General features: G+C 33.8%; 7 protein-coding genes. 3 read left to right on the plus strand and 4 right to left on the minus strand.

The features are described from left to right. Positions 1-110: 110 nt before the first annotated feature. On the minus strand, positions 111-3,116 hold the full coding sequence (locus BOW55_RS12380) for a triple tyrosine motif-containing protein (RefSeq protein ID WP_129024373.1): 3,006 nt from the start codon (positions 3,114-3,116) through the stop codon (positions 111-113). Between the two features lie 189 nt (positions 3,117-3,305). On the opposite strand from BOW55_RS12380, the gene BOW55_RS12385 reads away from it, so the two are divergent. The 3 genes from BOW55_RS12385 (at position 3,306) to BOW55_RS12395 (ending at position 9,980) form a co-directional block, all read left to right on the plus strand. Next, positions 3,306-4,991 carry a sulfatase gene (locus tag BOW55_RS12385; RefSeq protein WP_129024374.1) on the plus strand — a complete coding sequence of 562 codons (1,686 nt, stop codon included), beginning with the start codon at positions 3,306-3,308 and terminating at the stop codon, positions 4,989-4,991. 61 nt (positions 4,992-5,052) lie between these two features. Continuing rightward, positions 5,053-8,211 carry a TonB-dependent receptor gene (locus BOW55_RS12390; protein WP_129024375.1) on the plus strand — a complete coding sequence of 1,053 codons (3,159 nt, stop codon included), beginning with the start codon at positions 5,053-5,055 and terminating at the stop codon, positions 8,209-8,211. A gap of 11 nt (positions 8,212-8,222) precedes the next feature. Further along, a complete protein-coding gene (locus tag BOW55_RS12395; RefSeq protein ID WP_129024376.1) occupies positions 8,223-9,980 on the plus strand; it encodes a RagB/SusD family nutrient uptake outer membrane protein in 1,758 nt (585 codons plus the stop codon). Between the two features lie 864 nt (positions 9,981-10,844). Here BOW55_RS12395 and BOW55_RS12400 read toward each other — a convergent pair. From BOW55_RS12400 to BOW55_RS12410, 3 genes are all read right to left on the minus strand, one after another. Then, complete coding sequence (locus BOW55_RS12400; RefSeq protein ID WP_129024377.1) at positions 10,845-11,528, minus strand: DUF1080 domain-containing protein; 684 nt, start codon at positions 11,526-11,528, stop codon at positions 10,845-10,847. A 276-nt stretch (positions 11,529-11,804) separates the two neighbouring features. Further along, complete coding sequence (locus tag BOW55_RS12405) at positions 11,805-12,710, minus strand: carbohydrate kinase family protein (protein ID WP_129024378.1); 906 nt, start codon at positions 12,708-12,710, stop codon at positions 11,805-11,807. A gap of 24 nt (positions 12,711-12,734) precedes the next feature. Continuing rightward, on the minus strand, positions 12,735-14,291 hold the full coding sequence (locus BOW55_RS12410; RefSeq protein ID WP_129024379.1) for a glycoside hydrolase family 32 protein: 1,557 nt from the start codon (positions 14,289-14,291) through the stop codon (positions 12,735-12,737). Between the last annotated feature and the right edge of the window lie 18 nt (positions 14,292-14,309).

Raw genomic sequence — 14,309 nt, forward strand, 5'->3', positions numbered from 1 at the left:
AAGTATACAAACAAATATTAAAAGTATAACTCACGAATATTGAAAGTCTAAAAGCAAATAGGTTGCTTAAAGACTTATCTTTTTCTGCCATTGGAATTTGCTTTTAGTGATTATTCCAATGGTAACTCAGACATAAACTGTTTTACAGATTTGCCATTTGGTATATTTAGTTTTTTTCGCAATCGATGCCTTGCTACTTTTACTGAGGTTAACGATATTCCAAAAAGTGTTGCGATATGCTGCGACGAAAAATTTATTAAAACTAAGGCACATAATCTTACCTCACGCTCACTCAGCGCAGGATACTGCTTCTTTAGACTTTTAATGAAGGTAGGATGCACTTGATTAAAAACGGTGTAAAAGCTTTCCCAATCTGCATCGAGTATAAAACTATCATTGATATGATCGACTATACTTTGCAAACTGGTTTTATCAATGGTTTTACTTTTTACTTCGATTTTAAGCTTGTCTTTTATATCGTTCAGCAAATTGTTCTTGTGTATGGTTCGCAGTGTATTATTGGTAAGTTCATCTATTTTGAAAGTCAGCTCATCTTCTAACTTTTTTTGTTTTAGGACTTGATTTTGCTTCTCGTATTCTAAGATAGAAATCTTGTCCTGAGATATTTTTTGCTCTTGTTCTTTGATCTCAATAGTTTTTAAGTCAAGAAGTTTTTCGAGCTTTTCTTTCTGTTTTTTAATGTTAGAAGTTCTCCAATTGTACACTAATAAAAGCATTCCGATAAAATATAAAACCATCATAATTCTCACAATAGGTCTTTGCCAAAATGACGGCTTAACAATGATGTACAGTGAGGTATACTTTTTATCCCACAATTTTAAATTATTAGTTGCTCTAACTCTTAACTCATATTTGCCCGGATTTAAATTCGAAAAAGATATTTTATTTTGTCCGTTTAAGTTTTGCCAATTCTCATCAAGTCCAACCATTAAAAACTGATATTCGATACTACTTTTCGAATACAATTCTGAGGAAGCAAAATTTATATTCAAGAATTTATTGTCAGGTTCAATAACTACCGTATCGTTTGCTATTTCGGCAAAAGGATAAACAAACTCTTTTTTTCCGTTTACTCCTTTAACTGAAGTAAAATAAACATGAGGAAAATAAATATTATAGTTTAATTTTTCAGGCCTAAAATAAGATAATCCGTAAACACCTGCCATTAATATTTTTCCGCCAGAATCTAAACTTGCGGCACCTCCATTAAATGGATAAATACCATCGGCCATTCCAAAATTAGATACATTGTGATTTGTGTCTATTTTTGTTAAACCTGTGTTTGTACTAAGCCAAATATTTTTTTGATTATCCTGCAAAATTCCACGTATAATCCCGCCTTTGATTCTGTCGCCATTTGCTACCTTTTCAAATTTTCCAGATTTTCGTATGTATGTATTTAATCCTTCTCCATAAGTTCCTACCAGAATTGAGTGATCGTAGGTTTCTACCACTGATAAAATATAACTGCTACTTAAAGAATGAGCATCTTTTGCGTTGTGTTTGTAAGTAGTTTTTAGAAAACTATTACCTCTTTTTTCATATTTAAAAAGACCATCTGTTGTTCCTATCCACATTGCTCCTGCAAGATCTTTATAAATACAATTTACCTGATTTGAATTTGAATTAACATTGGCTGCGAGTTTTATTTTATTTATCAGTTTTAACTCCTTGCTGTAAATAGTAATACCATTTCTATGACCAATCCAAATATTGCTTTCTTTATCTTCGGCTACTGAAAAAACACCTCTCAATTCTCTGCCTTTAGGCACGTCTAAGAACTTATCTGTTTTTAGATCGTACACATTAATTCCTTCTCTGAGCGTTCCTGCCCAAAGTCTTTTATTAGAATCTTCAAAAAGAGAAAGTACGATATCACCTCTAAATCCTGTACCTGATCCAGTTCCGGAAAATACACTTAATGCTTTTGTTTTGGGATTATATCTACGAAGTCCTGCTCTTCCAGCTGATAACCAAATGTTTTTATAGCTGTCTTCTATCACGCGGGAACCTTGCGGATCCTGAATTAAAAATTGGAAGTTTTTAGCCGGAATATTTTCTGTTTTATAATTATTTCGAAAAATGGATATTCCGCCATGCACCGTTCCTAATAAGATTACGCCATTTAATCCTGGTTGTATGTCGATAATAGAATTATCTGATACAGAGAACTCGTTCCCAAAATCGTACATATAATAATTGAAGCTTTTTTTATCCTGACTGTATAAATTGAGTCCTCCTCCATCTGTACCAATCCAAACATTTTTTCCTTCTGCATAAACTTTTGTTACTACATCATTATTTATGGTCGATTCTTGTTGTTTTGCTTCTTTAGAAAAATGTTTTACAGCATTACTTTCAATCGCATAAGAATAAAGTCCATTTCCATTTGTAGCAATCCATAGATTACCCAAATTATCAATAGACATATCATTTATGTACGAATTATTGCTGGATTTTGCAAAACCGGATTCTTTTATAACATCATTTTCGATATAAAATACTTCGCCTTTATCTGTACCTAACCAAAATCCAGAATTGTAACCTTTTACAATTTTGGTAACATATCCGTTTATCTTTCGTTTGTCTAAAACTTTAATTGAATTGTCGACGACTTGTCCATTTTGATCCACTTTAAACTTGACTAAAGAACCTTTTCCTCCACTTATTAATAGTTCGTTTTCTATTACTTGCGAGACACACAACACATTAGAATTAAATAAAACCTTAATTTTTTCTGCATTGAATTTAATTCTAACAAAATCATTCTGTTTCTTATCAAAAAAATAAAGTCCAAACTCTGTGGCTACCCAAAGGTTCTTGTAAACGTCTTCAAAAAATTGATTCACACTATTGTTTTCACCAACGTGATAGATTTTTGTTAGCTCTCCGTCAAAGCTGTTTATTCCTATTTTATTTCCTACCCAAAGTACTCCATTAAAATCCTGAAATACGGCATTGGCTCTATTTGTGGTTAAGCCGTGTTGCGATGTAATTCGTTTAAATCGTAAAGCATGTGTCTGGGAGTGCAAAGAAGTTTGTTGTAATAGAAATACAAAAAATATAAAATTTATTAACCTTAATCGTAGTATCATAATTTATTCTTTTTTCGGCTTTTAGTCATTAAAAACTATAGGCGCAAAAGTAGGGATGTAACCTTAAAATTCCTCACATGTAACCTTTATGTAGGCCTACAATATTAACAATAATTTAATACAAATGATATTTTTGCCCCAATTAGTTTTCAATTTAACCAATAGTTTACTCAATAAAAGTTATAAATAATGAATATTACTTCAATCAACTTATTTCCTTCTTTTAAAATAAAAAATTACAGCGTCTTTGCTCCCAAAAACGGAATCTTAGGAGCTGTAATTTTATGTATAACTGCTTGCTCAGTTCACAAAAATCAAGTTACTGAAAAACAAAAGCCTAATATAATTTTTATAATGTCTGATGATCATGCTTATCAAGCTATTAGTGCTTATGATAATAAATTAATGCAAACTCCAAATATAGATCGCATTGCTCATGAAGGAATGATTTTTACGAATGCAAGTGTAACCAATTCTATTTGCTCTCCATCCCGAGCTGTAATTCTTACGGGAAAACACAGTCACTTAAATGGTAAAATAGATAACTTAAGTAAGTTTGATACCTCGAATGTAACCTTTCCGCAATTACTGCAAAAAGCAGGTTATCAAACGGCAATGTTTGGAAAATTACACTTTGGTAATAATCCTAAAGGTTTTGATGAATTTATGATTTTGCCTGATCAGGGCGATTATTACAATCCGGAATTTATTACTAAAAAAGGTGATACTATAATAACGGGTTACGTGACAGATATTACTACAGATCTAACATTAAACTGGCTGGAGAAAGGTCGGGATAAAACAAAACCTTTTTTATTGATGTACTTGCACAAAGCGCCGCATCGACCTTGGCTTCCTAAAGAAAAGTATTATAAGGAGTTTACCAAAAAGACATTTCCGTTGCCCGAAACTTTATTTGATGATTATAGTACGAGATCGAGTGCTGCTAAATCTGCCGAAATGAACATTTTAAAAGATATGCTTTTAACGTATGATAATAAACTAGAAGGTTCTATTTTGGATAGTTTGGGTATTAATGAACGAAGACTAAATACTGGTTTAAACAGAATGACTAAGGCAGAACGCCAGGCTTGGGATGCGGTGTATGGCCCTATAAACGAAGAATTCTTAAAGAACTATCCAAAAATGAGTCCGAAAGAGCTGACGGTTTGGAAATATCAACGCTATATGCAAGATTACCTTGCTACAATTGCATCCGTTGACGAAAATGTGGGTCGATTACTAGATTATCTGGATGACAAAAAACTTTCAGAAAATACTGTTGTGGTGTATACCTCAGATCAAGGTTTTTATTTGGGCGAGCACGGCTGGTTTGATAAACGTTTTATGTACAATGAATCTTTTAGAACTCCGCTTTTAATTAAATGGCCCAACAAAATAGCACCAGGAACAACTGAAGATGAAATGGTACAAAATCTTGATTTTGCGCAAACTTTCTTAGAGATTGCCGGAGTTAAAGCACCAAATGATATGCAGGGAAAAAGTTTAGTTCCGCTACTATTAGGCAAAAAAGAAAAATGGGACAGAGATGCTATCTATTATCATTATTACGAATATCCCGCAGAACATGCTGTAAAAAGACACTACGGAATCGCAACAAAAAAATACAAATTGATTCATTTCTATTATGATATTGATGCCTGGGAATTGTACGACAGAGAAAAAGACCCTAACGAATTGCACAATGTTTATGATGATCCGGCTTATAAAGATATTGCCGAAATGATGAAAACTAAACTACAGGAATTAAGAGTAAAATATAAAGATTCTGAGATATTAGACAATTATTATATCCAACTCTATAAAAAAAAGAAAGTTACAAAAACTGCAGATCATTCTTTAATTTCAGAATGATGCTTTAAATTTTTAAATAACCAAAAACAATATTTTCTAAACTAACTAAAACACAATTTTTATGAGCAAAAGAAGTTTGATACTATCATTTCTTTTTACTATTATGGCTAGCAGTACTTTGTTAGCCCAAATAAAAGTGGTAACCGGAAAGGTTACTGATGATAAAGGTTCACCCATACCCGGTGTAAATGTCCATATTAAAAATAGCACAAGAGGTTCATTAACAGATTTTGATGGAATCTATAAATTAGATGCCAATAAAGGTGACATCTTAGTTTTTAGTTATTTAGGTTTTAATAACCAAGAAAAAACTATTGGTGCAGAAAAAATTGTAAACGTATCTCTTAAAGAAGATAGTCAAGAATTGAACGAAGTTGTCATCGTTGGATATGGCTCTATGCTTAAAAAAGATCTTACAGGTGCTATTAGCTCCTTTAAACCAAGTCGAGATGAAGCTGCTATTGCAACGTCGGTTGAAGACTTACTACAAGGAAAGGTCGCAGGTGTAAGTGTATCTACAGGAGGTTCAACGCCTGGTTCTGCAGGTTCTATTATTATTCGTGGTGCAAATTCACTTCAAGGAGACAGCCAACCCTTGTATGTAATTGATAATGTACCTCAATCCCCTACTGGACAAACCATGCGTAATTCAAGTGGAGATTATCAGCCTACACTAGATCCTTTGGCAGGTATAAACCCTAATGATATCGAAGATATTCAGATCTTAAAAGATGCTTCTGCAACTGCTATCTATGGTTCTCGTGGTGCCAATGGTGTTATTTTAATTACTACCAAAAAAGGTAAAGCAGGTAAAGCAACCATTCGAGTAAGCGCAAATTTTTCTGTGGCTGAACCAACAAAATTTTTAGATCTGATGAATCTTAACGAATATGCAACTTTCTGGAATACTAAATACCCAAATGATCAAAGATTTGTGATTGGTAACGACATAAAGTATGCATACACAGGTGTAGACGAAACTGGAGCAAATGTTAGGAAGGAAACTGCAATTAGCAATAGAGACTGGCAAAAAGAAGTAACAAGAGCAGCATTATCTCAAGATTATAATTTGAATATAAATGGTGGATCTGAAAATACAAAATATAGCTTTTCTACTTCTTATAAAAATGTGGAAGGTATTATTAAAAATACCGGTTTGAAACATGGCGATTTTCGCTTGAACTTAAATACTAATATCACAGATAAACTATCATTAGGTTTTCAGGTTAGTGGGTATTTAAGAAAAAATAATATGATGTCTGGAGGAAATACCGTTGGTAGAATTTCTGGAGGTCTTCTATCTACAGCAACGAGTTCTGCCCCTTATGTGAGACCTACTGACGATGTAACTTTTGCAACCGATGTGGATACTAGAGCTACAGTATATAGTTGGCTTACAGATTATGATGATATTACAAATGAATACCGTTTCACAGGTGCTTTTGATGCTAACTATAAAATCACTAAAAACCTAAAATATACTTTTAGAACTGGAGGTAACTTAAACAATGTAGATAGAAAAAACTGGTATGGTTTACCTTTATACAATGGTTTTCTTTACAATGGTTACTTAACTCAAGACATTTTAAAACGTAATAATTATAATGTTGAAAACCTCTTGTTCTTTAATAAATCTTTTGGGATAATGAACATCGATGCTACTGCAGGAGTAACTTATGATGTTTATCAATTCTCAAGTACAGGTGCAATAGGAAAGGGCTTTGCTTACACAAATTTACGTTCGAATGGATTGCATACTGCTACTAGTGTACAAACTTTAACTCCGGTTCAAAGCGATTACCAATTACTATCCTACCTGGCTAGATTAAACGCATCATTTTTTAACGGAAAATATGTTCTTACAGGTACTATACGTGCAGATGGAACCAGTAAATTCAGTCCTGAAAACAGATGGGGGTATTTTCCATCATTTGCTTTGGCATGGAACGTAACTCAAGAAGACTTTATAGCTGACAAAGCCGACTGGTTATCCCAATTTAAACTACGTGCAGGATATGGAGCTACAGGAAGTCAAAATATAAATCCATATTCAACCATATTTGGCTATGGAACTCCAGGTGTTGGTTATGCAACAGTTGCTGGAGCTCAAATACAAGGTTTGGGTGTTAACGGAATAACTAACCCTAACTTAAAATGGGAAAGTACAGAATCTATAAATGCAGGAGTTGACTTTGGCTTTTTTAATAACAGAATTTCTGGAGCAATAGATGTTTACAATAAAACAACTAAAGATTTACTTGTAAATATTGATATACCAGGTTCTACAGCTTACGGTTCACTAACAGTTAACAGAGGAGAAATCGAAAACAAAGGAGTTGAGGCTGCATTAAATGTAGATCTCATCCGTAAAAAAGATTTAAAATGGTCTATTGGCGGAAATATTGCATTTAACAAATCTACCATTAATAAAATAGGAAGTACACCAGGTACTTGGGGCGCTTTAGGTACAAAAACAGCATTTCTTGGTAACACTGCTGGAGATCACTTCGGCGCAGCTAATATCTTTATTGAAGGTCAAGCTCCTGGACTTTTCTACGGATTTAAAACCGACGGTATTGTACAACAAACAGACACTTATAAAGTAGGCGCTCCTTTTGCAAGTTCAGCAGCAGCAGGAAACCTTAAAGTAGTAGATGCAAATGGCGACGGTGTTATTAATATATCTGACAAAACCATTATTGGTGATCCAAATCCAAACTATACTTATGGATTTCAAACCAGCCTAAATTATAAGCAATTACGATTCAAAGCTTCATTTTCAGGTGTACAAGGAGGTGATATTTTAAATGCCAACAACCGCTACATTAACTTAGCCGGTTCTCAAAATGGAGACAGAAACATGAAACCTGAAGCCGTTGCAAATGCTTGGACAACAACAAATCCTTCAAACGTATATCCTTCAATTAATAGTACTCTAGCTAATGGACATATTTATGACCGTTACCTTGAAGACGGAAGCTACTTAAGATGTACTGACATAACTTTAGGTTATACTTTCGAAGAAAAAATCTCTAAACAATTAGGATTAAATAGTATCGATATATTTGCTGCTGCAAAAAATCCTTTTACAGTAAGCAATTATAGCGGTTATGACCCTAGCAGTAGATCTTTCAACTTTGACCCTCTAAGAAGAGGATTTGATCTTTATTCTTTCCCCGTACAAAGACAAATTATTCTAGGTCTAAATTTAACGTTTTAAAAAAATAAGCTATGAAAATGAAATTCAATATAACGAGCTTAGTGGTTGTTTTAGTATCAATCGTCAGCATATCGTGTTCTTTAGAAGAAGAACCTAAATATAATTTAACTTCTACAACTGTTTTTAACAATCAAACTACTGCCGAGTCGGTTATAATGCAAAACTATGGTTGGTTAGGAAGCAGTAATCTTTATGGCCAGCAGTTGCATGAAGGAACCTTGAATAACGGAGTTTATTGGGGAAGAAGCGATGGTGATCGTTTTGAAACAACGGCAAGATATAATATTTACGCAGCAAATAATTCAATAAATAGTATATGGTCAGGATTCTACAAAGTTATTTCTGAAAGCAATTATTTAATAAATGGAATGGGAGGTTCTACTCTCCCTGCTGCCTATAAAGCTAGAGCTATTGCACATGCTAGATTTTTGAGAGGCTTTGCTTATTTTCAATTAGCTAACTTGTTTGGAAAGGCAGTTATAATAACAGAACCTCTTTCGACAAGCAATTTACACAATACTTTAAGTGAAAGAACAGCTGTATATGATCAGGCCGTTAATGATTTAATATTTTCAGCAGAAAATCTACCTTCAACCGAAAGTATGAAAGGTTTAGCAACAAAAGATGCTGCTAATGCCCTTGTTGCTAAATGTTACTGGATGATGGCAAACCATTCTCAAGCAGACGGCAATGATGCAACTGCTTTGTACACATTAGCAAAAACATATGGAGACAAAGCAATTGGAAAATTTACTTTAGCAACTAAATTTGGTGATTTATGGGTTACTCATAGTAATTCTTCAGAATCTATATTTCAAATTAACTTTACCGATGCTATTGGTATTAATCTACGTGCTTCCTATAATTTTGGCCCAAGTAATGGGGTTAGAATTGCTGCACTTCAACCCTCTTTTGGAAACATTAAAATTGACAGAGCATTTTATGACCTTCATCGCGGTACTTACCCAGACGATCCTCGTATAGCATCTACTTATTTATCGAAATATGTAAATGCTTCAAATACTGCTCAAACTTATTGTACATATCCACTATTTAATACAGGTACTCCAACTGCACCAGTTATTTACGACATGTATGCCTCAGCACCACGTAATATTGGAAACACAGCAACAAATCCAGATTACGACTTTACCTCTACTACAATACCAATTTCTGTTAGAAATACTTGGAATAACAATACGGCTAATGAGAAGTCATTAAATCCTTTGAATAATAAGATGCTCTCTACAGTAATTGCTAATGCTCAATATGACCCTAAAAATTTGATTCTCTTCCGTTATGCAGATTTACTATTATTAATGGCAGATGTTGAAAACGAATTAAACAATGGCGGTCAAGCATTAACATACTTAAATCAAGTTTTAACCCGTGCCAGAAATTCTAATACAGGAGCTACCTATCCGCAATCTCAAACTGCACTAAGTAAAGATGCAATGCGTGAGAAAATCTTTTTTGAAAGAATGTTTGAAATGGCTGGAGAACCAAACTTATTTGAAGATATCCGACGTAGAGGAACCACTTACTTAAAAAAAGTAATGGAGCTCCATAACAACAATAAAAATGTTCAATACAGATACAATCTTGAAATTGCCAATAATATTACTTCAGGACAATTCAGAGATTATATACTTAATAATGGTGTTCTTTCTGAAGATTTCTTAAAAAAGAATTTACTACTTCCTATACCTTTAAATGAAATAAACTCTAACGACAAAATATTTCCTGAGGATCAGAATTTTGGATATTAACTCAATATATTTAAACTTATATAGGCCACCTTTTTTTGTTGTATTGAATAAAAAAATTAAGTTTTTCATATAATCCTTTTATAAAAAACAGGCCTAATAAGAAACAAAACGGAATACAATCTAGTAACAAAACAACTTAAAATCAGTTTTATAAAAAGCCTTTCAATGGATAAAACCCAATTGAAAGGCTTTTGTTTTAATATTTGGATATGCAAACAAAAACTAGAGAAAAAGTTAAGTTACATTTTTTGTAATTAACTTAGTTTATTAAATTCTTCAATAGTTTTATAGTTCAATGCAGAATGCCTTCTTTTTTATTGTACCAGATTTCGATATACTCAAAAATGGAGCGGATACCTTTTTTACCACAAAAAGTTAAGGCGCTTTTTGAAATTTTCATTAAAAAAGGATCGATTTTTTTAATTGGGATCGTCTCCGATTGTGCCACAAAAAGCTAAGACGGTTTTTATAAAAAAGATTAACCTACTTATTTAAAAGAACTGGTAGAGTTCCCTACAATTTTATCACAAAAAGCTATGGCAGATTAGTAGTAACTCTACTGTCACCTACATCGAAATTAAGAAGAGACTGGAATCCTTTTTCTGCCCTAACTAAATTACCCTCTTTATATTCACTATCTAACCTTTTTAGCAGTAACTCACTCTACCCATAAAAACTGTTTAAGCATAATAGTAAAATAGAGGTTAAAATGAAATTCAAGCAAAACCTCAGCTTAAAACATGGAAAGGATTTTTCCTTACAAAAATACTGAACCATGATATACATTAGTGATTTTAAATTATAACCTTTTTTACTTAGTCAACAAATTTTTATTGATACATATAGTATCCATATGTTATATTACTAATTTAATTCTTTAATCATAATGTTGCGAAACCAGACATTGTTTCCATGATCCTGCAAAGCAATTTTTCCTTTTTTGAATGTTCCAAAATCCAGCCAATCTGCAAATTTGCTTCCCGCTACATTTTTTTTGAAATTATCATCCCAAAGAACAGTTTCTACTACTGTAACTCCATTCAGAATAAGGCTTAATTTACCTTTCCTGCTGGCAATTTCAGCAGTATTCCATTCTCCTGCTGGTTTTACAGGTTCTGATTTACTTTCAATTAAATCATATAAATCTCCTGCTCTATGCTTAAGAATTTTTCCGTCCGGATGACCAGCATTGTCTAAAATCTGCATCTCCAATCCGGTACTATAAGTATTTTGGTATTTTACAGGATTCTCATTTACATAAAAAATTATACCGCTGTTCCCATCCTGAGCTATTTTCCAATCCAATTTTAAATGAAAATCTTTAAATTCAGCATCTGTTACTAAATCTCCTCCTTCTCCATCTTGTGCTTCTTTGGGATCAAAATGTAATATGCCATCTTCTGCTTTCCATGCTTTTCCTGCAGATTTTTTACCGTAGGCATGCCAGCCCTTTGTCGTTTTACCGTCAAAAAGGGGCTTAAAACTTTTCTGTGCCTGTATGGCTTGTATTGCAAAGAAAACAACTAATGAAATTATAACTTTTTTCATTTTAATATTTTTATTAATCAGTTAAAACTATATTTTTATTGTAACAGGTGGGACAGAAACCAAATTTTTCAAAAAAGTAAATTTAAAATTTTATTCTGCGTAAACAAGTTATAGCCAATTATAAAATTTTCAGCAATTAGATAAGCATTATGTTTTAAACTCTTTCCAATTATTAAAACAAAAGCCTGATACCAAAAGGCATCAGGCCTCTGTTTCCACAGATAAACATTAACATTACAAACCTAAGGGAGTAATACTTACTTCAGGCTTAAAAAATTAGATTTTAACTTTTCCTATCAGATTTTCAATTCTGGAAAGTGAAATTTCAGGATTTGCCCCTGGAGACTCGGCTACTAGAGCCCCTACCGCGCACGCAAAATCAATTGCCTCCTGCGGTGTTTTATCTGTAAGCAGCGATGTGATTAAAGCTGCTAGAAAGGAATCCCCTGCTCCAACCGTATCAGATACTTTAACAGGATATCCCCCATTCTGATAAAGTTCTCCCTCCCACATTAATAAAGCCCCGTGTTTTCCTTTAGTGACACACATGGCCCTCACCTTATTTCTCTCTGCAATAAAACGCATATTGTCTTCCAGACTTGTAAAAGGAGAATCCATAGTCGCTGCTATCTCAAGTAATTCCTCATCATTGAACTTAATAAAATCTGCAGAGTTCATTAATTCCTCCAGGATTTCATAAGTATAATGTGGCTTTCTTAAATTGACATCAAAAACTTTATAAACATCATTTTGAAGCAGCTCTTCCAAAGCTTTTCTCGAAACATCATCACGACAAACCAAACTTCCGTAAATCAATACATCAGCCGCTTTTACCGTTGCTTTTGCTAAATCATTCAATTCAATTTTATCCCAGGCAGACGGATAACTGATTTCATAAGTTGCCGATCCGCGCTCATTTAAGGTCACGTTAACCAAACCCGTCGGAAAATCTTCTGAAACTACGATTGTATCCGTTTCAAGTCCCAATTGTTTCACTTGATCTTTTATTGCTTTTCCGTCTTCATCATTTCCTACACAGCTAATCATGGCCACTTCGCAACCCAGCGTTTTCATGCGCAAGGCTACATTCAATGGAGCTCCGCCAATCTTTTTTTCATTGGCAAAAACATCCCAAAGTACCTCTCCGTATGCCACCGTTTTAAGGTTTTTTCCGTTATTCATTCTAAAATATTTTATTATTAGTTTTTATTCAGGTTGCGTTATCTGAAGATTTGTAATTGTGCTCGTTTGTCCTTCAGCAATTAATCCCCATTTGTTTTTGTCTCTTCCGTAAATGCGGTTGGTGAGCGCTGCTTTTCCGTTGATGTAAACTACGACAACACTTCCTTCGGCAATTATTTCAACATCATATTTTACATTAGTCTGAAATGCAAATGGCAAACGTGTTACTTCCTGTGAAGCAGAATTAAAACCGCTTATTTTTCCATTAGCAATATCCAAAACCACTTTATAATAACTTCCTGTATCATTGGTATGAAAAACAAATCCGGTTGTTCCGCTAGCTTTCGCTAAAGTGACTTCGGCTTTTATTTTGACTTTCTTTCCAATGCTTTTAAAAGTAACCATTGCTTTTTCTGTTTCTCCAGATAAAGAATAAATTCCGTTATTGGCTGTTGCGTTGGATGAAATTGCATCTACTTCTGCAGTAGCATTCTTTTTCGAAAATAAATCCTTAACCGATTTCGGCGATTGCGTTCCTAAAGTTCCATCCGAATTCTGAATCAATTCATGAATAACCATATTCCCTGCCCAATCTTTATTTCCTAAATCATTCTCAGGCGTCTTTCTGGCATTCCATCCAAAAACATATCTTTTATTTCCGTCAGAAGCTGTTTTTCCTGCATAAAAATATTCTCCGTCAATCCTGTCATTTTCCGGTTTTATCCATGGACCATTTATTGATGATGAAATTCTGTAATGCGTTCCTTTGTTCCCGCTCCAATTCTCAGAAAAAATTAAATACCAATTACTTCCCATTTTGAAAATGTCCGCACATTCCATCATCAGATAATTATCCTCAGGCGCTGTGGTATAAATTGGAGCTTGAACATCCCATTTTCCTGATGCAGGATCTGCGCTTGTAAAATGCAACAAAACGGCTTTTCTTCCTGGTTCTGTTTGTGTGCTTACTAACATTGAATATTTTTTCAATTCATCATTATAAAACACATGCGGATCTCTAAAATCATAGTTGTAATATCCCGCCGGAGCTGTAATTTTAAAAGAAGGAATTTTTGTCCATTTCTTCAAATCACTACTTGTTGCGCACAACACACTTTCTCTGGCATTCGACTGAACAAAAGCAGGATTTTCATTGTGCCCTGTATAATAAAAGTAATAAAGATTACCCACTTTGACAACTGATCCAGTACCAATAGCAAAATCAGGTTCAAGCGTTGTACCATACGGAATGGTTTGACCTTCGTAAGTAAAATGTGCCAAATCTGTACTCTGGTATTCATGAATATCATGAAATCCTTTTCCGGCAGGTTTATTCTGCGCATCATGCAGAAAGTAAATATGAAATTTTCCGTTATCGAAAAAAGGCATAATATCTCCCGTATAACCCGCGCTGTAATAGGGTTCGGTTGTACCCATCCATTGCGCCGGAGGAACAGGAAAAACACTTGTTATTTCAGAATTGCCTCCTGAAATCGAACCTCCAATATACGTTTCATCCTGGCTACACGAAACCAGCGAAAAGAAAACCGAGGCGATTGTGATAATATTTCTATATTTCATTTTAATTAAATTCAAAGT

The sequence above is a fragment of the Flavobacterium sp. YO12 genome, assembly GCF_004119495.1.
Classification (GTDB): domain Bacteria; phylum Bacteroidota; class Bacteroidia; order Flavobacteriales; family Flavobacteriaceae; genus Flavobacterium.

What these genes read in the sequence shown, in the direction of transcription:
- BOW55_RS12380 (WP_129024373.1), bottom strand. Translation starts at nt 3,116, where the DNA reads ATGATACTACGATTAAGGTTAATAAATTTTATATTTTTTGTATTTCTA.
- BOW55_RS12385 (WP_129024374.1), top strand. Translation starts at nt 3,306, where the DNA reads ATGAATATTACTTCAATCAACTTATTTCCTTCTTTTAAAATAAAAAAT.
- BOW55_RS12390 (WP_129024375.1), top strand. Translation starts at nt 5,053, where the DNA reads ATGAGCAAAAGAAGTTTGATACTATCATTTCTTTTTACTATTATGGCT.
- BOW55_RS12395 (WP_129024376.1), top strand. Translation starts at nt 8,223, where the DNA reads ATGAAAATGAAATTCAATATAACGAGCTTAGTGGTTGTTTTAGTATCA.
- BOW55_RS12400 (WP_129024377.1), bottom strand. Translation starts at nt 11,528, where the DNA reads ATGAAAAAAGTTATAATTTCATTAGTTGTTTTCTTTGCAATACAAGCC.
- BOW55_RS12405 (WP_129024378.1), bottom strand. Translation starts at nt 12,710, where the DNA reads ATGAATAACGGAAAAAACCTTAAAACGGTGGCATACGGAGAGGTACTT.
- BOW55_RS12410 (WP_129024379.1), bottom strand. Translation starts at nt 14,291, where the DNA reads ATGAAATATAGAAATATTATCACAATCGCCTCGGTTTTCTTTTCGCTG.